This window comes from Cellulomonas sp. WB94, assembly GCF_003115775.1.
Taxonomy (GTDB): domain Bacteria; phylum Actinomycetota; class Actinomycetes; order Actinomycetales; family Cellulomonadaceae; genus Cellulomonas_A.
In genome coordinates this window covers 2,533,368-2,557,066 of sequence record NZ_QEES01000002.1, presented here as the reverse complement: position 1 = coordinate 2,557,066, position 23,699 = coordinate 2,533,368, and the positions used below count along the sequence as shown (strand labels likewise).

At 73.2% G+C, this 23,699-nt stretch carries 21 protein-coding genes; 6 read left to right on the top strand and 15 right to left on the bottom strand.

What is annotated here, in order from left to right:
* The 5 genes from proB to DDP54_RS12910 all read right to left on the bottom strand — a co-directional run bounded on the left by proB (position 1) and on the right by DDP54_RS12910 (position 6,973).
* Entirely contained in the window at positions 1-1,188 is a 1,188-nt protein-coding gene (gene proB, locus DDP54_RS12930; protein WP_109132079.1) for a glutamate 5-kinase, read from the bottom strand.
* 79 nt (positions 1,189-1,267) lie between these two features.
* Entirely contained in the window at positions 1,268-2,788 is a 1,521-nt protein-coding gene (obgE, locus tag DDP54_RS12925) for a GTPase ObgE (protein WP_109132078.1), read from the bottom strand.
* A 175-nt stretch (positions 2,789-2,963) separates the two neighbouring features.
* On the bottom strand, positions 2,964-3,218 hold the full coding sequence (gene rpmA, locus DDP54_RS12920) for a 50S ribosomal protein L27 (RefSeq protein ID WP_109132077.1): 255 nt from the start codon (positions 3,216-3,218) through the stop codon (positions 2,964-2,966).
* A 61-nt stretch (positions 3,219-3,279) separates the two neighbouring features.
* Positions 3,280-3,588, bottom strand: a complete 309-nt coding sequence (gene rplU / locus DDP54_RS12915) for a 50S ribosomal protein L21 (RefSeq protein ID WP_197711448.1) — start codon at positions 3,586-3,588, stop codon at positions 3,280-3,282.
* Between the two features lie 319 nt (positions 3,589-3,907).
* A complete protein-coding gene (locus DDP54_RS12910) occupies positions 3,908-6,973 on the bottom strand; it encodes an Rne/Rng family ribonuclease (protein WP_109132075.1) in 3,066 nt (1,021 codons plus the stop codon).
* 439 nt (positions 6,974-7,412) lie between these two features.
* Here DDP54_RS12910 and DDP54_RS12905 point away from each other — a divergent pair, with 439 nt between their 5' ends.
* Genes DDP54_RS12905 through DDP54_RS12885 form a run of 5 tightly spaced genes read left to right on the top strand, consistent with a single transcriptional unit; the run spans position 7,413 to position 15,296 of the window.
* Positions 7,413-8,903, top strand: coding sequence for a cytochrome ubiquinol oxidase subunit I (locus DDP54_RS12905; protein ID WP_109132074.1), 1,491 nt, complete (start codon positions 7,413-7,415; stop codon positions 8,901-8,903).
* A gap of 9 nt (positions 8,904-8,912) precedes the next feature.
* Positions 8,913-10,001 (top strand): cytochrome d ubiquinol oxidase subunit II, encoded by a 1,089-nt coding sequence (gene cydB, locus DDP54_RS12900; protein ID WP_109132073.1) that lies wholly within the window; start codon positions 8,913-8,915, stop codon positions 9,999-10,001.
* Between the two features lie 13 nt (positions 10,002-10,014).
* Positions 10,015-11,697 carry a thiol reductant ABC exporter subunit CydD gene (gene cydD / locus DDP54_RS12895; protein WP_109132591.1) on the top strand — a complete coding sequence of 561 codons (1,683 nt, stop codon included), beginning with the start codon at positions 10,015-10,017 and terminating at the stop codon, positions 11,695-11,697.
* A complete protein-coding gene (gene cydC, locus DDP54_RS12890) occupies positions 11,694-13,556 on the top strand; it encodes a thiol reductant ABC exporter subunit CydC (protein ID WP_109132072.1) in 1,863 nt (620 codons plus the stop codon). Before cydD ends, cydC begins: the two co-directional genes overlap by 4 nt.
* A gap of 24 nt (positions 13,557-13,580) precedes the next feature.
* Positions 13,581-15,296 carry a GAF domain-containing protein gene (locus tag DDP54_RS12885; protein ID WP_109132071.1) on the top strand — a complete coding sequence of 572 codons (1,716 nt, stop codon included), beginning with the start codon at positions 13,581-13,583 and terminating at the stop codon, positions 15,294-15,296.
* A 71-nt stretch (positions 15,297-15,367) separates the two neighbouring features.
* Here DDP54_RS12885 and DDP54_RS12880 read toward each other — a convergent pair whose 3' ends face one another.
* Positions 15,368-15,994 carry a response regulator transcription factor gene (locus tag DDP54_RS12880; RefSeq protein ID WP_109132070.1) on the bottom strand — a complete coding sequence of 209 codons (627 nt, stop codon included), beginning with the start codon at positions 15,992-15,994 and terminating at the stop codon, positions 15,368-15,370.
* A gap of 146 nt (positions 15,995-16,140) precedes the next feature.
* Between DDP54_RS12880 and DDP54_RS12875 the strand changes: the two genes are divergently transcribed.
* The gene (locus DDP54_RS12875) at positions 16,141-17,085 is read left to right on the top strand and encodes a phosphoglycerate dehydrogenase (protein WP_109132069.1); all 945 of its coding nucleotides are present in this window, start codon (positions 16,141-16,143) and stop codon (positions 17,083-17,085) included.
* Positions 17,086-17,111: 26 nt separating this feature from the next.
* Here DDP54_RS12875 and mutM read toward each other — a convergent pair whose 3' ends face one another.
* The 9 genes from mutM to DDP54_RS12830 all read right to left on the bottom strand — a co-directional run bounded on the left by mutM (position 17,112) and on the right by DDP54_RS12830 (position 23,678).
* Positions 17,112-18,038: a bifunctional DNA-formamidopyrimidine glycosylase/DNA-(apurinic or apyrimidinic site) lyase gene (gene mutM / locus DDP54_RS12870; protein ID WP_109132068.1), complete on the bottom strand. Its 927-nt coding sequence runs from the start codon at positions 18,036-18,038 to the stop codon at positions 17,112-17,114.
* Between the two features lie 39 nt (positions 18,039-18,077).
* Positions 18,078-18,770 (bottom strand): ribonuclease III, encoded by a 693-nt coding sequence (rnc, locus tag DDP54_RS12865; protein ID WP_109132067.1) that lies wholly within the window; start codon positions 18,768-18,770, stop codon positions 18,078-18,080.
* Positions 18,771-18,834: 64 nt separating this feature from the next.
* Entirely contained in the window at positions 18,835-19,032 is a 198-nt protein-coding gene (rpmF, locus tag DDP54_RS12860; protein ID WP_109132066.1) for a 50S ribosomal protein L32, read from the bottom strand.
* Positions 19,033-19,034: 2 nt separating this feature from the next.
* Complete coding sequence (locus tag DDP54_RS12855; RefSeq protein ID WP_197711447.1) at positions 19,035-19,628, bottom strand: DUF177 domain-containing protein; 594 nt, start codon at positions 19,626-19,628, stop codon at positions 19,035-19,037.
* Positions 19,629-19,727: 99 nt separating this feature from the next.
* Positions 19,728-20,240 (bottom strand): hypothetical protein, encoded by a 513-nt coding sequence (locus DDP54_RS12850; protein ID WP_109132065.1) that lies wholly within the window; start codon positions 20,238-20,240, stop codon positions 19,728-19,730.
* Positions 20,237-20,740 carry a pantetheine-phosphate adenylyltransferase gene (gene coaD, locus DDP54_RS12845; protein WP_109132064.1) on the bottom strand — a complete coding sequence of 168 codons (504 nt, stop codon included), beginning with the start codon at positions 20,738-20,740 and terminating at the stop codon, positions 20,237-20,239. The genes DDP54_RS12850 and coaD overlap by 4 nt, the downstream gene beginning before the upstream one ends.
* 9 nt (positions 20,741-20,749) lie before the next feature.
* Positions 20,750-21,313: a 16S rRNA (guanine(966)-N(2))-methyltransferase RsmD gene (gene rsmD / locus DDP54_RS12840; protein ID WP_109132063.1), complete on the bottom strand. Its 564-nt coding sequence runs from the start codon at positions 21,311-21,313 to the stop codon at positions 20,750-20,752.
* Positions 21,310-22,989 carry a DUF6297 family protein gene (locus DDP54_RS12835; RefSeq protein WP_242448394.1) on the bottom strand — a complete coding sequence of 560 codons (1,680 nt, stop codon included), beginning with the start codon at positions 22,987-22,989 and terminating at the stop codon, positions 21,310-21,312. Before DDP54_RS12835 ends, rsmD begins: the two co-directional genes overlap by 4 nt.
* Positions 22,986-23,678: an ABC transporter ATP-binding protein gene (locus DDP54_RS12830; protein WP_109132588.1), complete on the bottom strand. Its 693-nt coding sequence runs from the start codon at positions 23,676-23,678 to the stop codon at positions 22,986-22,988. The genes DDP54_RS12835 and DDP54_RS12830 overlap by 4 nt, the downstream gene beginning before the upstream one ends.
* Between the last annotated feature and the right edge of the window lie 21 nt (positions 23,679-23,699).

The following is a 23,699-nucleotide window of genomic DNA, read 5'->3' as shown; positions in this document are numbered from 1 at the left end:
TCAGGATAGTCCGGCGTCCTGGCGCTGACGCGTGGCAGCGCGAGGCCGACGCCGCACGAGCACGAGGTCGTCACGGTGCACCACGACCCGGTCGTAGCCCGGCCCCAGCTCGGCGCGCAGCTCGGACGTGGTGTGGCCGAGCAGGTCGGGGACCTCGGCCGACGAGAACCCGACCAGGCCGCGGGCCACGACGGTGCCGTCGGCGGTCACCAGGTCGACCGGGTCGCCCGCCTCGAAGTCGCCGTCGACCCCGGTGATGCCCGCGGGGAGGAGCGACATGCGGCGCTCGACGACCGCGCGGACCGCACCGTCGTCGAGCACGAGCCGTCCCCGCGTGCGCGCCGCGTGCGCGAGCCACAGCAGCCGCGTCGAGGCGCGCCTGCCGGTCGCCGCGAACCAGGTACCGACGTCGTCCCCCGCGAGCGCCTGCGCGGCCTGCGCGGCCGAGGTCAGGACGACGGGGATGCCGGAACCCGCGGCGATCGCCACGGACTCGAGCTTGGTCACCATGCCGCCGGTCCCGACCGCGCTGCCGCGCGCCGAGATGTCGACGCCCTCGAGGTCCTGGGGACCGGTGACCGTGGCGATGCGTGTCGACCCCGCGCGGGACGGCGGACCGGTGTACAGCCCGTCGACGTCGGTCAGGAGCACGAGCGCGTCGGCGTGCACGAGGTGCGAGACGAGCGCCGCGAGCCGGTCGTTGTCACCGAACCGGATCTCCTCGGTCGCGACGGTGTCGTTCTCGTTGACGATCGGCACGACACCCAGGTCGAGCAGGCGGCCGAGCGCGCGTTGCGCGTTGCGGTAGTGACCGCGCCGCACGGTGTCCTCCGCCGTGAGCAGCACCTGCCCGACCCGGATCCCGTGGTCCCAGAACGCCTTGGTGTAGTGCGCGACGAGGATGCCCTGGCCGACCGATGCGGTGGCCTGCTGCGTGGCGAGGTCGCGCGGGCGCGCGCTCAGCCCGAGCGGTCCGAGGCCGGCGGCGATCGCACCCGAGGACACGAGGACGACCTGCCCACCGGCGGCGCGCCGCGCGGCCAGGACGTCCACGAGGGCACGCAGCCGGTCAGGGTCGAGCCGGCCGTGCCCGTCCGTCAAGGACGACGACCCGACCTTGATGACGATCCGAGCGGCGGAAGGCAGGCGGCGGCGGTCGGTCAGGGCGGGGGCGCTCACGGGGTCCATCCTCCCGTGTCACGCGCCCCCGACGTGCCGCAGCGCGCCGCCGGGTCGGCCGTGGACGCACCACGACGACGCCGGAGGGTCAGGAGGGGTCCTCGTCCGTCCACAGCCCGGCCTCGTGCTCGGTCCACAGCTCGGCACGCGCCTCGGTCTTGGCATCCATGCGCTCCTTGTACTCGGAGCGCTTCTCGCCGCGGGTCGGCCGCGACCGCGCCTCGATCCGCATGTCCGAGCCGCGGGGACCCGCGAGCATCTCCGAGCCGACGAGCATCGTCGGCTCCCAGTCGAAGACGACAGCACCCGGACCGTCGCCGATGACGACCTCCGCGCCCGCGACCGCGCCGGCCGCGAACAGCTGCTCCTCGACGCCGAGCCGCGCGAGCCGGTCGGCGAGGTACCCGACGGCCTCGTCGTTCGTGAAGTCCGTCTGGCGCACCCAGCGCTCCGGTTTCACCCCGAGCACCTGGAAGTAGTCGTGCGGGCCGTCGGTGCGCAGCGTGACTGTGAAGCCCGCGTCGTCGACCGCCTTGGGGCGCAGGACGATCCGCGCCTGCTCCGGGGCCGGCGCCTCGCGGCGCGTGCGCTCGACCAGCTCGGCGAGCGCGAACGTCAGCGGGCGCAGCCCCTCGTGGGTCGCCGCGGAGACCTCGAACACGGTCAGGCCGCGCTCCTCGAGGTCGGACCGGACGAGGGCCGCCAGGTCGCGGGCCTCCGGCACGTCCACCTTGTTGAGCACGACGAGCCTCGGCCGCTCGATCAGCGGGACCCGACCGCCCTCGATGCCGACGTCGCCCGCGTACGCCGCGAGCTCGGACTCGATGACGTCGAAGTCGCTCAGCGGGTCACGGTCAGGCTCGAGGGTCGCGCAGTCCAGCACGTGCACGAGGACCGCGCAGCGCTCGACGTGCCGCAGGAACTCCAGGCCCAGACCCTTGCCCTGGCTCGCCCCGGGGATCAGGCCGGGGACGTCCGCGACCGTGTAGCGCGACGAGCCCGCCTGGACGACGCCGAGGTTCGGGACGAGGGTCGTGAACGGGTAGTCGGCGATCTTCGGCCGGGCTGCCGAGATGGCGGCGATGAGACTCGACTTGCCGGCGCTCGGGTACCCGATGAGCGCGACGTCGGCGATCGTCTTGAGCTCGAGGACGACGTCCTGCGACGTCCCCGGCTCCCCCAGCAGCGCGAAGCCCGGGGCCTTGCGGCGCGGCGACGCGATCGCCCAGTTCCCGAGGCCGCCGTGGCCGCCGTGCGCGACGACGTAGCGGGCACCGACGCCCATGAGGTCAGCCAGGACCTCGCCGTCCTTGGACTTCACGACGGTCCCGTCGGGCACGCCGAGGATCAGGTCCTCACCCGTCGCGCCCTGCCGGTAGTCGCCCATGCCCTGCGAGCCCGAGCCTGCATGCTTGTGCGGCGAGTGGTGGAACTCGAGCAGCGTGGTCACCTGGGGGTCCACGACGAGGATGACGCTCCCGCCGTTCCCACCGGTCCCGCCGTCGGGCCCCGCGAGCGGCTTGAACTTCTCGCGGCGGATCGAGGCGCACCCGTGACCACCGTCACCGCCGGTCGCGCTGAGCACGACCCTGTCGACGAAAGATGCCATGGGTTACCTCTTCCCGGGGATCACGCGGACCCCGTCCCTGATTGCCGCGAATGGCCGCGGCGGTACTGCTCCGAGCTGGTGCTGAGACCAGCAAGGCTGCGCTCGAACGAGCGTGACGACGACGAAGGGGCGCACCCGTCCAGGCGCGCCCCTTCGACGAACGTGTACTGAGGCGTCAGGCCGCCACGACGATGTCGATGACCTTGCGGCCGCGACGGGTGCCGAACGTGACGGCGCCGGGAGCCAGGGCGAACAGTGTGTCGTCGCCCCCGCGGCCGACGTTGATGCCGGGGTGGAAGTGCGTGCCGCGCTGGCGGACGATGATCTCGCCGGCCTTCACGACCTGGCCACCGAAGCGCTTGACGCCCAGGCGCTGCGCGTTGGAGTCGCGACCGTTGCGCGAGGAGCTCGCGCCCTTCTTGTGTGCCATGTCGAACCTGCTTTCGTGCTCAGATGGATGACGCGCCCACGTGCGGGGCGGCGGCGCAAGCTCAGTTGATGCCGGTGACCTTCAGGCGGGTCAGCCGCGAACGGTGACCCTGGCGCACCCGGTAGCCGGTCTTGTTCTTGAACTTGAGGATGTCGATCTTCGGGCCCTTCTCGTCCCGGACGACCTCCGCCGTGACCTTGATCTTCGCGAGCGCGCTCGCGTCGGCGGTCACCTTCTCGCCATCGACGAGGAGCAGAGCGGTGAGCTCGACCGTCGACCCGGGCGTCGCGGCGAGACGGTCGACGACGACGACGTCGCCGACGGCGACCTTCTCCTGGCGGCCGCCAGCCTTCACGATCGCGTACACCACGTTGTTGCTCATCTCTGCTCGTCGAACTCAGGCACTACGTCTTTGGTCAGGCACTACGTCTGCGATCAGGCACTACGTCGTCACTCAGGCACTGCATCTCTGGGAGATGTGCTGCGCGCGCAGGATCCGGAGAGCCGAGGTTCGGCTCGCGCCTGTTCGACGCTGATCTCGCACGATCTGCACGCACGGCCTGTGCTCACGACCTGCAGCGCACAACCTGCAACGCACAACCGGCGCGTGCGAAACGCGCCGACGTCCAAGAGTACGGAACTGACCTGGCAGGGTCAAACCGCGACCAGGCCGTTCCGCCTCCCCGGACTCAGTCGGACGTCTCGTCCTCGTCCCCGTCGAGCTCGAACACGCCCGGGTCGACCTGCACGAGCTCGAGCGTCGCGTCGCCCGCCTCGGCCGGCAGGGCCACGGCGGCATCGAACGACGTCGCTGCGGGCTCGCTCGGCGCGGCGCTGGAGGCAGTCTCGTCGTCCACGGGGGCCGCCTGCACCGGCTCGGGAGCCGCGACCGTGAGGTCGGCCTCCTCGGCGCGCTCCGGGGCCTGCTCGTGCCCGTGCTCGTGCGCATGAGCCGCCGCTGCCGCGATCGTGGCGAGCGTCGCCTTGACGGCCGCACGCGCCTCGGGAAGCACCGGTACGGCGATCGTCGGCGTCGAGGACTCCTTGACGACGCGCTTGCGGCGCGCGCGCTTCGGCTCCCCGTCGCCCTCGGAGTCGACGGGCTGGGCAGTACCCGCGTCGAGGCGGTTGTCCTTCTCGATCGGCTCGGCGTGCACGATGAAGCCGCGCCCGTTGCAGTGCTCGCACGTCTCGCTGAACGCCTCGACCAGCCCCTGGCCGACCCGCTTGCGGGTCATCTGCACGAGGCCGAGCGACGTGACCTCCGCGACCTGGTGCTTCGTGCGGTCACGGCCCAGGCACTCCACCAGGCGGCGGAGCACGAGGTCGCGGTTCTGCTCGAGCACCATGTCGATGAAGTCGATGACGATGATCCCGCCGATGTCGCGCAGCCGGAGCTGACGGACGATCTCCTCCGCGGCCTCGAGGTTGTTGCGCGTGACGGTCTCCTCGAGCGTCCCGCCCGACCCCGTGAACTTGCCGGTGTTGACGTCGACGACCGTCATCGCCTCGGTGCGGTCGATGACGAGCGAGCCGCCCGACGGCAGCCAGACCTTGCGGTCCATGCCCTTGGCGAGCTGCTCGTCGATCCGGTGCTCGGCGAACACGTCACCGCGACCCGACCACCGTGTGACCTTCGAGGCCAGGTCGGGGGCGAGGTCGCCGATGTAGCCGGAGATCGTGTCCCACGCCTCGTCGCCCTGGACCACGAGCGAGCCGAAGTCGTCGTTGAAGATGTCACGCACGACACGGATGGCCAGGTCCGGCTCGCCCTGCAGCAGCGCGGGCGCCGACGCCGACTTCGACTTCTTCTCGATGGCCTCCCACTGCGCCTGGAGCCGCGCGATGTCCGCGCGCAGCTCCTCCTCGCTGGCACCCTCGGCCGCGGTGCGCACGATCACGCCGGCGGAGTCCGGGACGAGCTCGCGCAGCAGCTTCTTGAGGCGGTTGCGCTCGGTGTCGGGGAGCTTGCGGCTGATGCCGGTCATGCCGCCGCCCGGGACGTACACGAGGTAGCGGCCCGCGAGCGTCACCTGAGACGTCAGGCGGGCGCCCTTGTGACCGATGGGGTCCTTGGTGACCTGCACGAGCACCGCGTCACCGGACTTCAGTGCCTGCTCGATGCGGCGCGGCTGACCCTCGAGGCCCGCCGCGTCCCAGTTGACCTCACCGGCGTACAGCACGGCGTTACGACCCTTGCCGACGTCGACGAACGCGGCCTCCATGCTCGGGAGCACGTTCTGCACCCGACCCAGGTAGACGTTCCCGGCCATCGACGCCTGCGCCTGCCGCGAGACGAAGTGCTCGACGAGAACGCCGTCCTCGAGGACCGCGATCTGCGTCCGCCCGTTGGCCTCGCGGACGATCATCGTGCGGTCGACCGACTCGCGACGGGCCAGGAACTCCGACTCCGTGATGATCTGACGGCGTCGACCGTTGTCGCGCCCCTCGCGGCGGCGCTGACGCTTGGCCTCGAGCCGCGTCGAGCCGCGCAGCGCGGTGGGCTCGTCGCTCGGGACGCGCGCAGCACGGGTCCGCGTGGTGGTCACGACCTCCTCGGCACCGTCCCCGCTGCGACCGCCCCTACGACGACGCCGACGACGACGGCTGGATCCGCCGTCACTGTCACCCTCGGTCACGGCCTCGTTCTCGTCGGACTCGGCATCGGACGCGTCCTCGTCGGCCTCGCCGGCCGGGGACTCCTCGTCCTCGTCACCGTCGTCGGACTCGTCGACCTCGCCCGCGGGGCGGCTGCGACGGCCACGACCGCCGCGACGACGGCGGCGGCGCGGCGACGTCTGCTCGTCGTCCTGCTCGCCTGCTGCCTCGTCGGGCGCCTGGTCCTCGTCGAGCTCCTCGTCGGCCGCAGGCTCGACAGGCGCCACGACCTCGAGCTCCTCGACCGGGGCCTGTCCTCGTCCTCCGCGACGCGAGCGGCGACGCGCGGGGGCCTCGGACTGCACGGCCTCGTCGGCGACGACCGCCTCGGTGGCGGCGACCGACGCTGCGAGCTCCTGGTCGTGCAGGGCCGCGGCGGCCTCGGAGATCGCGGCAGGCGTACCGGCCGGCGACACGGCGCGCCGCCGGCGCGGGCGCACATCCGGCTCCGGGGCCTGGAACAGCAGAGCCGTGGTGGCGAGACGGGGCTTGGTCGACCGCGTCGTGGCGGTGGGGGCTGCCTCGGCAGGCGGCGTCGCAGCAAGCGCCGCGAACACGTCGAGCGCCGGCGCACGCGACGGGGCGGGGGCGGCGTCGGGAGCCGACTCGTCGAGCTCCTCCTCGTCGGCTGCCGCCTCGACGACAGGCTCGACGACGGGCGCAGCCTGCGACCGGCTGCGGCGCGGGGCGCGCTTGCGCGGGGCAGTGACGGGAACCTCGTCGGCAGCGACCTGGGCGACGGGTGTCTCGGGGACAGGGGCCTCGGCGACCGGGGCCGACGCCGGTTCGACGGCCTCGCCCGGGGTCACGACGGTGCGCGTGACGCGCCGCGACCGACGCGCCGGGGGCGCGGCAGACTCGGCCGTTGCGGCGGGTGCCGGCTCGACCGGCGGGGCCACGACAGGTTCGGGTGCGACGACGGGAGCGGGCTCCGGCACGCTTGGTGCTTCGGCGGCAGGCGCCGCGACGACATCCCCGGGGGCGGCGGTGCGGCGCGTGGCGCGGCGCCGGACGGGCTTGCTCGGTGCGACAGCCGCTGCGCCGGCGCTCTCAGCGCTGTTCTCGACTGCGTTGTCGTTGCTGTTCTCGAAGGTCACTCGGGTGCTCCTGGGTGCCCACCAGCGCCGTCCACACCTATCGGCGCCCGCGGGCGGTCGGTCGTCGCTCGCGCTGAGCGCGGCGACGGAAGTCGTCGGTTGCGGCTGGCTGCACGGGCGGTCGGCGCCATCGCCTGCCTGCTCCCCCGAGTCCCGGACGGGACCCGGCGCGAAGCCGGCGGCGCCTGGCGAGCGCGATGCGCTGGTGCGGCGAGCACGTTCGTGGCGTCAGGGCGGTGTGGACACCCTGGGCACCGCTGCAAGTATCGCACAGGGGCTTGCGGCGGGCGCCGCGACACGGTTCGACGTGACGACGAACTGTCAGCAACCGGGACTAAGGTCCCACGTCTGGAAGGGGCTGCCTTCTACGGTCGTCCCAGGCCCCTGTCCGGTTCGCGCCGGCCCGGCACCGAGCCGCTGCACACCGTCGGAGGACCACATGGAAGCCCTCGATCTCGCCCGCTGGCAGTTCGGTGTCACCACCGTCTACCACTTCATCTTCGTGCCGCTGACGATCGGGCTCGCGCCCCTCGTCGCGCTCATGCAGACCTTCTGGGTCCGCACGAAGAACGAGCGCTGGCTACGCCTCACCAAGTTCTTCGGCAAGCTCATGCTCATCAACTTCGCCATCGGCGTCGCGACCGGCATCGTGCAGGAGTTCCAGTTCGGCATGAACTGGAGCGAGTACTCGCGGTTCGTGGGCGACGTCTTCGGCGCACCGCTCGCCATGGAGGCGCTCGCCGCCTTCTTCGTGGAGTCGACGTTCCTCGGGCTGTGGATCTTCGGGTGGGACAAGCTCCCCAAGAAGATCCACCTCGCGTGCATCTGGGCGGTCGCGATCGCGACCAACCTGTCGGCCTTCTTCATCCTCGCCGCGAACTCCTGGATGCAGCACCCGGTCGGCACCGTCTTCAACGCTCAGACCGGCCGCGCCGAGATGGTCGACATCGGCAAGATCCTGAGCAACCCGACCCTCATGGCGGCGCTTCCGCACACGCTCACCGCCGCGTTCGTGACCGCGGGCACCTTCGTCGCCGCCATCGCCGGCTGGTGGATGGTCCGGCTCGTGCGCAGCGGTGACGTCGCGACGGCACGAGACGTGTACCGGCCCGCCGTCATCCTCGGCGTCGTCGTCATGCTCGTCGCCGGCGCCGGCGTCGCGCTCACGGGCGACCAGCAGGCCAAGCTCATGTTCGACCAGCAGCCCATGAAGATGGCCGCCGCCGAGGGGTTGTGCGAGAGCGTCGACGGCGCCTCGTTCTCGATCCTCGCGATCGGCGACCTCAACAACGACTGCGCGGGCGTCAAGCACCTCATCTCCGTGCCCGGACTGACGTCCTTCCTGGCGACGAACGACTTCTCCGCCCCGATCAAGGGCGTCGACGAGCTCCAGGCGCTCGCCGCGGCGAAGTACGGCGACGGCGTCAACTACGTCCCCAACCTGCCGATCACCTACTGGTCGTTCCGGCTCATGATCGGCATGGGCGCCGGGGCCGCGGCGCTCGCTCTCGCCGGGCTGTGGCTCACGCGCAAGGGCCGGGTCACCGGCAGCGTCTGGTTCTCCCGGCTCGGGCTCGTCGCGCTCCCGATGATCTTCCTCGCCTCGTCGTTCGGCTGGATCTTCACCGAGATGGGCCGCCAGCCCTGGGTCGTCGTGCCGAACCCCAACCCGTCGGGCGTCGACGGCGTGTGGCTCCTCACGGCGCGCGGCGTGTCGACCGTCGTCAGCCCGACGATGGTCATCATCTCGATGGTGGCCTTCACGCTGCTCTACGGGGTCCTCGCGGTCGTGTGGTTCAAGCTCATGCACCGCTACGCGATCGAGGGCGTCGCCGCGACCGAGCACGACCCCAGCCCCGACAACCCCGCCAACCACCGCGATCCCGACGACCCCGCCGCCGCTGACGCGCCGCTGTCGTTCGCCTACTGAGGAGCGGACATGGAGCTCTCGACCGTCTGGTTCCTGCTCATCGCGGTCCTGTGGACCGGCTACCTCGTCCTCGAGGGGTTCGACTTCGGAGTCGGCATGCTGCTGCCCGTGCTCGGCCGACGCGACAAGGACCGTCGCGTCATGATCAACACGATCGGCCCGGTGTGGGACGGCAACGAGGTGTGGCTGCTCACGGCGGGCGGCGCGACCTTCGCGGCGTTCCCCGAGTGGTACGCCACGATGTTCTCGGGCTTCTACCTCGCCCTGCTGCTCATCCTGCTCGCGCTGATCGTGCGCGTCGTCGCCTTCGAGTGGCGCGGCAAGATCAACGACGACGCGTGGCGCAGCCGTTCGGACTGGGCGCTCATCATCGGGTCGTGGGTGCCCGCCGTCCTGTGGGGCGTCGCGTTCGCGAACCTCGTGCGAGGTGTCGAGCTCGACGCGAGCCACCAGTACGTCGGTGGCTTCTTCGCGCTGCTGAACCCGTTCGCGCTGCTCGGCGGCGCCATGACGGCGCTCGTCTTCCTCACGCACGGCGCGATCTTCCTCGCACTGAAGTCCGGCGGGGACGTGCGGGACCGCGCGGGCGCGCTCGCTGCACGGCTCGCGCCGGTGACCCTCGTGGTCGCGGCGGCGTGGGCGATCTGGGCCCAGGTCGCGTACTCGGTGACCTGGACGTGGGCCGCGGTCGTCGTCGCAGCCGCCTCGCTCGTCGCCACGGTGCTGACGACCCGGTCCAGGCGCGAGGGCTGGGCGTTCGTCGCGTCGGCCGTCACGATCCTGGCCGCCGTCGTGCTCATCTTCGGCTCGCTGTATCCCGACGTCATGCCGGCGTTCGACACGGCGAACTCCCTGACCGTGACGAACGCGTCGTCGAGCCACTACACGTTGACGGTCATGACGTGGGTCGCAGCCGTCCTCGTCCCGTTCGTGCTGCTGTACCAGGGCTGGACGTACTGGGTCTTCCGCAAGCGCGTGTTCGCGACGCACATCCCCGACCACGTCGGGCTCACGTTCGAGCGTCCGGCTGTCCCGGTCGGCGCCCCGACGACTCCCGCGGGTGGGCCTGCGGGTTCTGACGGCGGCCCGCGGGCGTGAGACGCTCGCGGGCGTGAAGCCGCTCGACCCGAGACTCCTGCGCTATGCACGATCGGCCCGCTCGTACCTCGCACTGACCGTCGGTCTCGGCGTCGTCGGGGCCGGCCTCGTCGTCGCGCAGGCCCTCCTGCTCGCGCACGCGCTCGCGTCGGTCGTGCACGACGGCGCCGACCTGTCGGACGTCATGGGCCTCGTCGCGTGGCTCGCCGTCGTCGTGGTGACCCGGGCCGCCGTGACCGGCGTGCAGGAGCGGTACGCGCACCGGGCGGCGACCCGCGCGATCGGCGAGCTCCGCGAGCAGGTCGTGGCGCGAGCCGCTGCGCTGGGCCCCCGCTGGCTCGCCGAGGGCGCCGGGCCCGGTGTCGTCACTCTCGCGACCCGTGGGATCGACGCTCTCGAGCCGTACTTCGTGCGGTACCTGCCGCAGCTGGTCCTCGCCGCGACCCTGACCCCGGCCACGCTCGCGGTCGTGCTCGGGCTCGACTGGGTGTCCGCCGCGATCATCGCCGGGACGCTCCCGCTCATCCCCGTGTTCATGGTTCTCGTCGGGCAGCTCACCCAGGGACGCTCGGAGCGTGGCCTGCGGGTGATGCAGCGCCTCGGCTCGCAGGTCCTCGACCTGCTCGCGGGGCTCGCGACCCTGCGGGCCCTCGGGCGCGAACGCGGCCCTGCGGCGCGCGTGCGCGAGCTCGGCGACGCGCACCGTGTCGCGACGATGGGGACGCTGCGCATCGCCTTCCTCTCCGGGATGGTGCTCGAGCTGCTCACCACGCTCTCGGTCGCGCTCGTCGCGGTCGGCATCGGGCTGCGCCTCGTCGGTGGCGACATCGACCTGGTCACCGGGCTCGCGGTGCTGGTCCTGGCGCCCGAGGTGTACCTCCCGCTGCGTCAGGTGGGCGCCCACTTCCATGCCTCGACCGACGGCGTGGCCGCTGCGACGCAGGTCTTCGCGGTCCTCGACACGCCCGTCCCGGCGGCAGGGGCCGTCCCGGCGCCCGACCTTCGCACCACGACCGTCTTGATGCGGGGCGTCGGCGTCCGGGCGCCCGGACGCTCGGTGCACGCCCCCGCTGCGCTCGACCTCACGGTCACCCCGGGCCGCGTCGTCGCGCTCACCGGACCCAGCGGCGCCGGGAAGACGACCGCCGTCGCCGTGCTGCTCGGTCTGCTGCGACCCGACGCAGGCTCGGTCACGCTGGTCGACGACCACGGCTGTGAGACGGATCTCGCCGACATCGACCTCGCCTCCTTCTGGCGCCAGGTCGCGTGGCTGCCTCAGCGCCCGGTGCTCGAACCGGGCACGCTCGCCGACGTCGTGACCGCAGGTGCCGGCGCGGTCAGGGCGTCCGACCGCGACGCCGCGGCCGCGCTGACGGGCCTCGACCTGGTCGTCGCGGGCCTCGCCGACGGATGGTCGACGCCCCTGGGTCGCGGCGGCACGGGTCTGAGTGTCGGGCAGCGCCAACGGGTCGCGCTCACCCGGGCCGTCCTCGCCCCCGCGCCGCTCGTCGTCCTCGACGAGCCGACGGCGCACCTCGACGCAGCCGGCGAACGCGTCGTCCTCGAGACGGTGCGCGCGCTGCGTGACGCGGGGCGCACGGTGGTGCTCGTCGCGCACCGCGCGTCGCTCGTCGCGCTCGCCGACGACGTCATCGAGGTCCACCCCGAGCCCGTCGTCGCCGAGGTCCGGGCATGACCGCCCTCAGCGGCGCCGACGCGCCCGCCCTGCCGCGTGACACCGCCGCCGCGACGGAACCAGCGCGGGTCGATGCACCCTGGGGGTCACGTGACCCGCTGCGGCGGGCCCTGGCACTCCTCGACATCGACCGGTCCCGCGTCGCACTGTCCGTCACGCTCGGGGTGCTGGGGCTGGGCAGTGCCGTCGCGCTGGCGGGCGTGGCCGCGTGGCTCATCGCCCGCGCCTCGCAGATGCCACCGGTCCTCGAGCTGTCCATCGCCACCGTCGCGGTGCGGACGTTCGGGATCGGCCGCGGAGTGTTCCGCTACCTCGAGCGGCTCGTGTCGCACGACGTCGCGCTCCGTGGCATGGGTGCGCTGCGCACGGCGCTCTACGCGCGCCTGGCCGCCGGTCGCCCCGAAGGGACTGCCGCCGTGCGACGCGGCGACCTCCTGGCGCGCGTCGGCGCGGATGTGGACGCGGTCGGCGACGCGGTCGTCCGAGGCCTCCTGCCGGCCGCCGTGGCCTCGGTCCTGGGCCTCGGCACCGTCGTCGCGATGGGTGCGCTCCTCCCCGCGGCAGGAGCCGCCCTCGCCGCCTGCCTCCTGCTCGCCGGGGTCGTCGCCCCGTGGCTCGCGGCGCGCGGCGCACGCATCACCGAGCAGCGGGCCGTCGCCGCCCGCGCGTCGATCGCGTCGATCGCTCTCGGGCTGCTCGACGACCCGGGCGCGCTCGCCGTCCAGGGGCGCACAGCACCCGAGCTCGCCGCGCTGCGGCGCTCCGACGCCGAGCTTGCCGACGCCACCGACGCGGGCGCGGGTCCGGCCGCGCTCGCGTCGGCACTCGGGTCGCTCGCCGTGGGGATCGCCGTGCTGTCGGCGCTGCTGCTCGGCATCCCCGCAGTCGCCGCCGGCAGCCTGACGCCCGTCGCGCTCGCGGTCGTCGTCCTGACGCCGCTCGCCGCCTTCGAGGCGACCTCGGTCCTGCCGGCTGCCGCCATCCAGGTCCACCGCTCGCGGGCCGCCGCGGCCCGGATCATGGCGCTGCTCGACGAGGCCGAGGCCGGAACTGTCCCCGACCACCACGCGCGGGGCTCGACCGCCGTCGCGCCGTCGCTGGTGGCGCGGGGCCTCTCTTGCGCGTGGCCGGGGCACCCGCCGGTCGTCACGGGGCTCGACCTTGACCTCTCCCCCGGTCGCTCGATCGCCGTCGTCGGCCCGAGCGGCACGGGGAAGACCACCCTCCTGCTGACGCTGGCGGGTCTGCTGCCGCCCCACGCGGGCACCGTCGAGCTCGGCGGTGTCGCCGTCTCGTCCCTCTCCCGCGACACCGCAGCCCGCGGCGTGGCACTGACCGCCGAGGACGCGCACGTCTTCGCCACGAACGTGCTCGAGAACCTCCGGGTCGCCCGCGGCGACGTCTCCCCCGACGAGGCGCTCGACGCGTTGCGCCGGGCCGGGCTGACGGACTGGCTCGTCGGGCTGCCGGACGGCGTCGACACCCAGCTCGGCACCGACGCGCAGAACGTCTCCGGAGGCGAACGGCGGCGCCTCCTGCTCGCCCGCGCCCTGGTCGCGCCGGCACCGCTGCTGCTCGTCGACGAGCCCGGTGAGCACCTCGACCGGGCTACCGCGGACCTCCTCGTCCGGGACCTGCTGAACCAGAGCGCCACCGCACCCGGGACCGCTGCGCGCACCGCGGTGGACCGCGCTCGCGGCGTCGTCGTCGTCACGCACCGACTGACCCCGCTCGACGCGGCCGACGAGGTCGTCCTGCTGCGGGACGGACGGGTCGAGGCGCGCGGGACCCACGCCGAGCTGCTCTGCACCCACGACGGCTACCGTGAGTCGCTGGCCCGTGAGCACGACGACGACTGAGCAGGACGACGACCCGGAGGACGCATGACCACGCGCGACGACGCCCGCACCGCGGTACCGCCCGTCGACGGCGGCACGACCCAGGCCGACAAGGGTCGCGACGACCTCCTGGACGCGGTCCTGTCCGTCGCGAGCGGGCTCGACCTGACCGGCGTCCTCGAGCGGTTCGTCGAGGCGAGCGTCGAGCTGACCGGGGCGAGCTTCGGTGCGCTCAACGTGCTCGACGCGCGCGGCGCCTCGACGACCTTCGTGCAGGTCGGCGTGTCCCCGGCCGTCGCCGCGATGCTGCGGCACGCGCCCCACAACATCGGGGTCCTCGGCGAGATCCCTGACGAAGGCGTGCTCGCGCTCGACGACCTCACGCACCATCCGGCGTTCCGCGGCTTCCCGGCCAACCACCCCCCGATGGGCGCGTTCCTCGGCACCGCCGTCCGCGTGCGCGAGAAGGTCTACGGCTATCTGTACCTCGCCGACAAGCAGGGCGGGTTCACCGAGGCGGACGCCGACGTCGTGATCGCGCTCGCCTTGTCGGCCGGGGTCGCGCTCGCGAACGCCCAGCTCTACGCGAACGCGGCACGCCGTGAGCACTGGCTCCGCGCCGGCCAGGACATCACTACGATGCTGCTCTCAGGCGTCGACGAGGAAGAGGCGCTCGCGCACATCGCCGCCACGGCCCGTGAGGTCGCCGGGGCCGACACGGCCGCGCTCGCGCTCCCCGGCGTCGGCGGCGAGCTCGTCATCGAGCTGGCCGACGGTCACGCGGCCGAGAGCCTCATCGGCTCGGTCATGCCGTCCGACGGTCCGTCGTGGTCGGTCATGGGAGAGGGCCACGGGCTGCTCGTGGAGTCCCTGTCGCAGTCCCGCGTGGTGCGGGTCCTGCCGATGCGGGCGTTCGGCCCGGCGATGTTCGCCCCGCTGCAGACGTCGGGGCGCGGCGTCGGCGTGCTCATCCTGATGCGCCGCATCGGCGGCTCGGCGTTCGAGTCGAGCGACCTCGTGACCGCCGAGTCGTTCGCCGCCCAGGCCGCGCTCGCCTTCGTCCTGGCCGAGGCGCGGCACGCCCAGGACGTCGCGGCCCTGCTCGACGAGCGTGAGCGGATCGCGCGTGACCTGCACGACCTCGCCATCCAGCAGCTCTTCGCGACCGGCATGCAGCTCGAGACGGTCCGGCGGCGCGCGGCCCGCGGCGTCGACCCCAGCGAGCTCACGAGCATCGTCGAGGACGCGCTCGACAACGTCGATGCGTCGGTCCGACAGATCCGCCAGATCGTCTACGCGCTGCGGGACCCCGACGCGGCGAACGGCATCGTCGAGCGGCTGCGCCGCGAGGCGTCGCTCGCGCGGACCGGGCTCGGCTTCGCGCCGTCATTCGTGGTCATGCTGGACGGCGAGAGCGTGCCCGACGGCGACTACATCGAGGCCGACCAGATCGACGCACGGATCGGCCCCGACCTGACCGACGACGTCGTCGCGGTCGTCCGGGAGGGCCTCGCGAACGCCGCCCGGCACGCGCAGGCGTCATCGGTCGCCGTCAGGGTCATCGTCAAGGGTCAGGGGCCGACGGGGACCGTCATCGTCGAGGTCGAGGACGACGGCGTCGGGCTGCCCGCGATGAGGGCGCGACGTTCCGGGACCGGCAACCTGGCGGCTCGGGCACGGCAGCACGGCGGGACGTTCACCCTGGGCGCCTCGCCCGCAGGCCGCGGCGCCCTGCTGACGTTCGAGGCCCCGCTGGGCTGATCCCGCGGGTGCAGCCTCCGCGGTGCCGGCGCAGCGTTCAGCCGGTGAGCATGCGGCCGGAGGTCAGCGGGTCAGTGGTTCGTCTCGGCACGCCAGCCCGAGTGCTTGCGGGCCGAGACCCACGCGGCGACCTGCGTGCGGCGCTGCAGACCCATCTTCGACAGCAGCGACGTGATGTGGTTCTTCACGGTCTTCTCGGCAACCCCGAGACGCTCCGCGATCTCGCGGTTCGACAGGCCCTCGCCGATGAGGTCGAGCACCTTGAGCTCGCTCGGCGTCAGGTTCTCGGTCGGGTCGTCGTGGCCGGCCCGGCGGCGCGTCACCGTGCGCTCGTCGAGCAGCGTGCGCCCCGACGCGACCGCGCGGATGACGTCGGTGATCTCTGCGCCCCGGACGCTCTTGAGCAGGTAGGCGGCAGCGCCCGCCTCGAGCGCCTCGGCGAGCGCGTCGTCGTCGTCGAACGAGGTCAGGACGATCGCACGCGCGTCGGGGAGTGTCTCCCGCGTCCGCTTGAGGAGGTCGATCCCCGTGCCGTCGGGCAGCTGGAGGTCGACGAGCAGGATCTGCGGGTGGACGAGGGCGGCGCGGCGGACACCGTCGGCGACGGAGCCCGCCTCGGCGACGACCGTCATCCCCTCGGTCCGTTCGACCACCTCGGCGATTCCTCGCCTGACGACCTCGTGGTCGTCGACGATCATGACCGTGATGGGACCGGTGCGGTCGGCCTGCGGGGCGGGCGTCGTAGGTGGCACGGTGGCATCGTATCCAGAGCGCGCCCGATACCCGACACCGACTCTCCCGCCGGACGCGCTGTCCCGTCTGCGACCTATCTGGAGGACGACCTGTGACGACCGTGCTGCTGCCCCTCGGCATCGAGCTCGACCCTGCGCTCCCCGAGGGTGTGCGGGCCGTCCGCTACGACGTCCGAGCACCCATTCCCGCCGAGCACACCGACGCGGACGTGCTGGTGGTGTGGATGAACACGCCCGGCCAGCTCGCCGACAGCGCACGCCGACTGACCCGGCTGCGCTGGGTCCAGACGCTCGCGGCCGGGCCCGACGCGGTCCTCGATGCCGGCTTCGGATCCCACGTCGTGGTCACGAACGGCCGCGGTCTGCACGACGGACCCGTCGCCGAGCACGCGCTCGCGCTCGTGCTGGCTGCCGCCCGGCGCGTCCCGGACCTCGTGCGGGCCCAGCACGACCACCGGTGGGCCCGCGAGCTCGGCGGCGCGCAGCAGCTCGACCCGCCGGGCTCGTTCCGCACGCTGGACGGCGCCCGCGTCCTGATCTGGGGCTTCGGCTCGATCGCGGCACGGCTCGCACCGGTGCTCACCTCGCTCGGCGCACGCGTGACCGGCGTCGCCCGGACGGCCGGTGAGCGCGCCGGCGTCCGCGTCGTGGCCACCGCCGACGTCCCCGCCGAGCTCCCCACCACCGACGTCCTCATCGGTCTGCTCCCGGCGACGCCCGAGACCCACCACGCGATCGGCACGCACGTGCTCGGTCTCCTGCCGCCGAGCGCGTGGGTCGTCAACGTCGGGCGCGGGTCGACGCTCGACGAGGACGCCCTGCTCGAGGCCCTGCGCTCCGAGCAACTCGCGGGTGCGGCGCTCGACGTGTTCGAGACCGAGCCGCTCCCGGCCGACTCGCCGCTGTGGGACTCCCCGCGCATCCTGATCAGCCCCCACGCGGCGGGTGGTCGACCGCAGGGTGCATCAGAGCTGATCGCACACAACCTGGCGGCGTTCGAGGGCGGGCGCCCGCTGCGGAACGTCGTCGAGCACTGAGACCGGTCCCTCGCCGGTCGCTGCGGTCACCAGCGCCCGTGTCGCGGGCGCGGCTGGCACACCGGGCACGTGAACGACGAGCGGTTCATGAACTCGTCGCGGCGCACCGGCGCGCCGCAGCGCCGGCAGGGCTCGCCCGCACGCCCGTAGACGGCCAGGGACCGGTCGAAGTACCCGGACTGGCCGTTGACGTTGACGTACAGCGCGTCGAAGCTCGTGCCGCCCTGAGCGAGCGCCTCGGCCATCACCTCGGCGGCGGCGTCGAGCGCGCGCTCGACCTCGGTGCGGCGCAGCGTGTCCGTCGGGCGCGCGTAGTGCAGGCGCGCGCGCCACAGCGTCTCGTCGGCGTAGATGTTGCCGATCCCCGACACGAGCGTCTGGTCGAGCAGGGCCCGCTTGAGACCCGTCCGGCGCGAGCGGACCGCCGCCACGAGCGCCCGGCGGTCGAGCGCGGGGTCGAGCAGGTCGCGGGCGATGTGGGCCACGGGACCGGGGACGGCTGCGAGCGGTGATCCGGCGCCGCCCGGTGCCCCGTCGGGCGTCGGCTCGAGGTCCGTGACCGACAGGTGCCCGAAGGTGCGCTGGTCCACGAAGTCCAGCGCGGCACCGCCCGTGAGCTCGAGACGCACCCGCAGGTGCGGGTGGGACCCGCCGGCCGCCACCTCGTCCGGGGTCGTCCGCACGAGCAGCTGACCGCTCATCCCGAGGTGCGCCATGAGCGCGTCGTCGGGCTCGGAGCCCACGACCGGGTCGAGCGGAAGCCACAGGAACTTGCCGCGGCGGACGGCTGCCGCCAGGCGCCGCCCGGTCAGGCGACCGGCGAAGTCGAGCGGGCCGCCCTCGTGGCGTCGCACGCTGTAGTCGCGCCGGACGTCGACGGCGGTCACGGTGCGGTCCAGGACGTGGCGTGCGAGCCCGTCGCGGACGGTCTCGACCTCGGGCAGCTCAGGCACGGCGCGGCACGCTCATGCGATCACTCAGGCTGCTGAGGCTCAGGACGGTCGGAGCGCGTCCAACGCCCGGTACGCGTCCGCTGCGGCCTCCTGCTCGGCCAGCTTCTTGGCCGCGCCGGTCCCGCTGCCGCGCACCTCGTCACCGACGACGGCGCGAGCCGTGAACGTGCGGGCGTGGTCGGGTCCGACGCCGTCGACCTCGTAGCTCGGCGAACCGAGACCGAGCTCGGCCGAGAGCTCCTGGAGGCTCGTCTTCCAGTCGAGGCCCGCGCCGAGGTCCGCCGCGGCCACGAGGGTAGGGCCGACGAGCGCCATGACGAGCTCACGTGCGGGCTCGAGACCGTGGGCGAGGTAGACCGCGCCGAACAGCGCCTCGAGCGTGTCGGACAGGATCGAGTCCTTGTCCGGGCCACCGGTCGACAGCTCGCCCTTGCCGAGCAGCACGTACGAGCCCAGGTCGAGGTCGCGCGCCACGGCGGCGAGCGCGCGCTGCGACACCGTGGCGGCGCGCATCTTGGCGAGCTCACCCTCGGGCAGCTCAGGGTGGTTGCGGTAGAGCGCCTCGGTCACGGCCAGGCCGAGCACCGTGTCCCCGAGGAACTCGAGACGCTCGTTCGTCGGGATGCCGCCGGCCTCGTGCGCGAACGAACGATGCGTGAGCGCCAGCACGAGAAGCTCGGGATCCAGGTGGATCCCGAGCTTCTCGACAAGCTGAGCGGACGCGATGCTCATGCCCCGGTCACCCCGAAGGGGATCGGGGCATGAGCGACGATCGCGATCGCCACTGCGCTGAGCGTCAGCCGACCTCGTGCTCGGTGCGCACGGCCTCGGCGTACTGGCGGTTGTTGTACGCGCCGCACGTCGGGCACGCCATGTGCGGCTGCTTGTTGGCCTTGCACTGCGGGCAGGTGGTGAGCGCAGTGGCAGTGGTCTTCCACTGCGACCGACGCGCACGGGTGTTGCTGCGCGACATCTTGCGCTTCGGAACAGCCACGGCTAGCTCTCTTTCGTCTCGTCGTACGTGCTCTGCAGGCCACCGAGGGCCGCCCACCGAGGGTCAAGGATCTCATGCGAATGGTCGGGGTCGTCCGCGAGGTGCGCTCCACATTCGGAGCACAGACCCGGGCAGTCCGGCCGGCACAGCGGTTGGAACGGTAGCGCGGTCACCACAGCGTCCCGGAGCGCGGGCTCGACGTCGACCAGGTCGCCGTCCAGCTTGCGCACGTCCTCTTCGTCGTCGCCGTCCTCGACCGCGACAGCCGCGCGCTCAGGGTAGACGTACAGCTCCTGGATCGTGACGTCGAGGTCCTCGACCGTCTCGTCCAGGCAGCGGATGCACTCCCCGATTGCTCGGCCACGGACGGATCCGGAGACCAGAACACCCTCCATGACCGCCTCGAGCCGAAGATCCAGCTCCAGGTCGGTCCCGGGAGGGACGCCGATCACCACGGTACCGAGATCCTCAGGAGCCTTGACCGTGCGCTGCACCGTCCGCATCGATCCCGGACGTCGACCGAGCTCATGGGTATCGAGCACGAGGGGCGAACGGGGATCGAGGTGAGGCGCGCGCTGCACTTTCCAGGTTCCCATCATCAGGTTCTCGGTCACGCCACGACCGGCAGGACCAACGGTCAAGCCTACGGCACTGGAGGCCACCTGCCCAAACGGCGCGACACGACGGCCGATCCGTCAGCCCTCGCCCGGACCGCCGAGACGGTCGGCGAGCCTGGCCCGCCCGCCCTGCACCTGGCTGAGCAGCTTGCCGAGGTCGATCTCGAAGTCGGCGAGGCGGCGGTCGCAGTAGTCGTCGGCGTCGCGGCGCAGGCCCTCGGCGGTCACCTCGGCCTCGCGCACGATCTCCGCGGCACGCTCGCGCGCGGCGACGACGACGGCCTCGGTGTCCACGAGCTCCGAAGCGCGCTCGCGGGCGCGCGCGAGCACGGCCTCGGCCTCCGTCTGGGCGGCCGCGCGGGCCGAGTCGGCGTCCGCGAGCAGCTCGTCGGCGCGGCCCAGCTGGGTCGGCAGCGCGTCACGCGCCTGGTCGACGAGGTCGAGCATCTCCGCACGGTTGACCAGGACGGAGGACGACATCGGCATCGCACGCGCCGTCGAGATCGCGGTCGAGAGCGCGTCCAGGATGCCGGTCAGGCCCTCCGGACGCGTCCGGTCCAGGTCGTCGTCGCTGTAGCTGTCGTTGCTCATGCCCTGCTCCCTCCGCCGGCCGGGCTGGCGCCCAGCGCGTCACGCACGACCCGCCCGACACCGGGCGGGACGAGATCATCGATGTCGCCCCCGAACCGCGCCACGTCCTTGACCAGCGACGACGCGATGTGCGCGAGCGCCTGGTCGCCGGCGAGGAAGACCGTCTCCACGCCCGTCAGGCGGCGGTTCATGAGCGCCATCGGCAGCTCGGCATCGAAGTCGGCGCCGCCGCGGAGCCCCTTGACGATCGCCACCGCGCCGACCGAGCGGACGAACTCGGCGAGCAGACCCGTCACCTGCTCGACCCGGACGCCGGGGACGTCCGCGAGCGCCGCGCGGGCCAGCTCGACGCGGACGTCGACGCCCAGGAGGGCCGCCTTGGACGAGTTCCGGGCGACGCCGACGACGACCTCGTCGAACAGCGACGCGGCACGTCGCACGATGTCGATGTGGCCGAGCGTGATCGGGTCGAAGGACCCCGGGCAGACGGCTGTGCTCACGCAGCCAACCTACGCGAGGGCACGCTCGGGCTGCGCGAACCACACGCGCGTCTCGCCGTAGGTCCGGTCGTCGAAGCGTTCGAGGCCCGCGGGCCAGGTCGGCTCGGGGCTGCGCGTCGAGCGCTCGACGACGAGCACCGCGTCGGGCGCGAGCGCGCCGGCGACGTCGCCCAGCATCCCCGCGAGCTCGTCGTCCGGGACGTCGTACGGCGGATCGACGAGCACGAGGTCCCAGGGCGCGAGAACCGGGCGCGCGACGAATCGCTCGACGCGTTCGACGGCGACCGTCACGGTGCCGGCGAACCCGAGGGTCGCCACGTTGCGTCGGCACACGTCGGCCGCGAGCCGGGCCGACTCGACGAGCGTGACGGACGCCGCACCACGGCTCGCAGCCTCGAGCCCCAGCGCACCGGACCCGGCGTACAGGTCGAGGACGCGCGCACGGGAGACGGCGCCGAGGTGCTCGAGCCGCGAGAACAGCGCCTCGCGGACGCGGTCGCTCGTCGGGCGAGTCCCCTTCGGGGGGACCTGGAGCGTGCGGCCGCCGGCGGAGCCTGCGACGATCCGGGTCATCGCCGGCTCTGCGGACCGGTCGCGGCGGCCGGCGCACCCGGTGCGGCCGTCCCGGACGCGTCGGTCATGCGCTCCATCATCGACTTGGTGCTCGTGCTCGAGCACACCGCGAAGACGATCGCACTGACCGCGACCTGCGCGATGACGACCGCGGACGGCACGTGGCCGAGCGCGACGGCGATGAGGACGGGGACGAGGCCGAGCACGACGACGTCCGGCCCGCGCGCGAGCACCATCGTGACGCCCGCGGGCAACGCGCCCATGGGTGTCGAGACCAGCGGGCCACCCCAGTCGGGAGCGGGGCGGTAGGCGGCCCGCACGGCCGCACCGGCCCAGACGGGCGTCGAGACGACGGCGAGCGTGAGCCAGGACGTCAGATCGCCCGCCCAGGCCCCCACGGCGCCGAATGCGACGAGCGACCACGCGAGCATGACGACGCCGGGCACGACCATGCGCAGCCGGCGAACCTCACGTGCCGCGAGCGGCAGCAGCCGGTCGAGCACGGGTGACATCTCAGCCCGGCGCGCGCCCTCACCGGTCGCCGTCATGGCCACCGATCCGGCGACGACCAGGGCGATCGCGAAGCCGAGCCGACCGGCGAGCTGAGGGACGACCCCGACCAGCACCGGCACGAGCGCGGCGACGACGATCTGCACGAGGTGCCGTACGGAGCGGAGCAGCACCGTCGCATCGGCCGAGACCAACGCCGACACCGGACCGCGCACGAGCCCGAACCGGGCCGACCGGCGCCGTCGCGGCGTCGCGGCGCTGTCGGTGAGCGCGCGGCCGAGCTCGCGCGAGTCCATCGACACGACCGCACCCGCGGCCTGGCTCGCGACGGAGCCGCTGACCCGCAGGGACCGCGACGGGATGTCGTCGAGCCGGCGGTCGACGACAACGGCCAGACCCGCCACGGCGACGGCGAGGACCGCGAGCGACCAGATCGGGATGGCGGGGAACCTCGCGGGGTGCCAGCCGAGCACGACACCGAGCACTGCGAGGACCGGCGCGGCCGCGAGGACCAGGTCACCCACGAGGGAGGTCGCGCCGCGCCGCGCGTCGAACGTCTGCGCGAGGCTCGCCGCGAGCACGAGCGCGGCCGACACGAGCCCGGCGGCAAGCGCCGCGACCAGGACCTGCCCGCCGTGGTGGTCACCGAGCAGCCCGCCGTCGAGGACCCCGACGACGACCGCGCCCACGACCGCCGCCAGCAGGGGCAGCCGACGCGCGGACGGACGGAGCAGCCCGCGTCGGTCGACCGGCAGGCCGAGCCACCACGTCGCCTCGGCGGCCGCCGAGCCGACGGGACCGAGCCGGCCTGCGAGCGAGAGCAGCACTCCGGCGAGCCCGACGACGAGGACCACGACGAGACCCGGCAGGCTCAGGCTGCTCGCGCCGGCGGTGGTCTGCTCGCCGGCGGGCAGCGAGGCGCGCAGCTGGCCCGCGATGCCGAGCGCCATCCCGATGCCGATCGCCGTCGTGATGACGACGTAGTACACGTCACCGAGCAGCTCCCCGACGCTCGCGCCGCTGCGCAGGTTCGTCGCGGCGGCGGTGTACCGGCGGATCGAGCGGCCGGTCGGGAACGACCCGGTCGCCTCGGGACCGACCAGGACCGCGGAGCCGGCCTCGCCCGACTCGCCGACCTCGTCCGTCAGTCCGGCGTCGTCGCTCATCGCGGCCCCTGCTCGATCGCCGCGGCGGCCTCCTCGGCGCTCAGGAGGCGCGACACGTCGTCGGCGACCAGCACGGCGCGGTCGGCGACCGCCCGCAGCAGCACCGGGTCGTGGGTCGCGAGCAGCACGGCACCGCCGGACGCCTTCTCCGCGAGGAGCCGCTCCACGAGCCGCTGGCGCATGCGCAGGTCGAGCCGCTGCTCGGGCTCGTCGAGCACCAGCAGCGCCCGCGGGCGGACGAACCCGGCGGCCAGCAGCAGCCGGCGGCGCTGCCCGGACGACAGGGCGACCGGGAGCGACGTGCCGTGCTCGGTGAGGCCGAACTCGTCGAGCACCTCGTCGACGACGGTCTGGGCATCGCGCACGCCGTGGCCGCGCGCCGTCAGGTAGAGGTGCTCGGCGACGGTCAGCGCCGGGAAGTACGCGTCGTCGTCGAGCACGCTCGCGACCTTGGTGCGGAAGCCGACCTCGCGCTCGTCCACGGCAGCACCGAACACCTCGACCGAGCCGCCGGCGGGGTCGAGCAGCCCGAGCACGGCACGCAGGACGGTGGACTTGCCCGATCCGTTGGCACCCACGAGCGCGATCACCCGCCCGGGCGCGAGCGTGAACGACACCGGCGCGCACACCGGCTCACCGCCGTATCCGACGAGGAGGTCTTTGGCGCGGATCGCGGGGGTCTTCGACACGCCCGACAGCGTACGCATCCC

What these genes read in the sequence shown, in the direction of transcription:
- proB (WP_109132079.1), bottom strand. Translation starts at nt 1,188, where the DNA reads ATGGACCCCGTGAGCGCCCCCGCCCTGACCGACCGCCGCCGCCTGCCT.
- obgE (WP_109132078.1), bottom strand. Translation starts at nt 2,788, where the DNA reads ATGGCATCTTTCGTCGACAGGGTCGTGCTCAGCGCGACCGGCGGTGAC.
- rpmA (WP_109132077.1), bottom strand. Translation starts at nt 3,218, where the DNA reads ATGGCACACAAGAAGGGCGCGAGCTCCTCGCGCAACGGTCGCGACTCC.
- DDP54_RS12905 (WP_109132074.1), top strand. Translation starts at nt 7,413, where the DNA reads ATGGAAGCCCTCGATCTCGCCCGCTGGCAGTTCGGTGTCACCACCGTC.
- cydB (WP_109132073.1), top strand. Translation starts at nt 8,913, where the DNA reads ATGGAGCTCTCGACCGTCTGGTTCCTGCTCATCGCGGTCCTGTGGACC.
- cydC (WP_109132072.1), top strand. Translation starts at nt 11,694, where the DNA reads ATGACCGCCCTCAGCGGCGCCGACGCGCCCGCCCTGCCGCGTGACACC.
- DDP54_RS12885 (WP_109132071.1), top strand. Translation starts at nt 13,581, where the DNA reads ATGACCACGCGCGACGACGCCCGCACCGCGGTACCGCCCGTCGACGGC.
- DDP54_RS12880 (WP_109132070.1), bottom strand. Translation starts at nt 15,994, where the DNA reads ATGATCGTCGACGACCACGAGGTCGTCAGGCGAGGAATCGCCGAGGTG.
- rnc (WP_109132067.1), bottom strand. Translation starts at nt 18,770, where the DNA reads ATGAGCATCGCGTCCGCTCAGCTTGTCGAGAAGCTCGGGATCCACCTG.
- DDP54_RS12855 (WP_197711447.1), bottom strand. Translation starts at nt 19,628, where the DNA reads ATGGGAACCTGGAAAGTGCAGCGCGCGCCTCACCTCGATCCCCGTTCG.
- DDP54_RS12850 (WP_109132065.1), bottom strand. Translation starts at nt 20,240, where the DNA reads ATGAGCAACGACAGCTACAGCGACGACGACCTGGACCGGACGCGTCCG.
- rsmD (WP_109132063.1), bottom strand. Translation starts at nt 21,313, where the DNA reads ATGACCCGGATCGTCGCAGGCTCCGCCGGCGGCCGCACGCTCCAGGTC.
- DDP54_RS12835 (WP_242448394.1), bottom strand. Translation starts at nt 22,989, where the DNA reads ATGAGCGACGACGCCGGACTGACGGACGAGGTCGGCGAGTCGGGCGAG.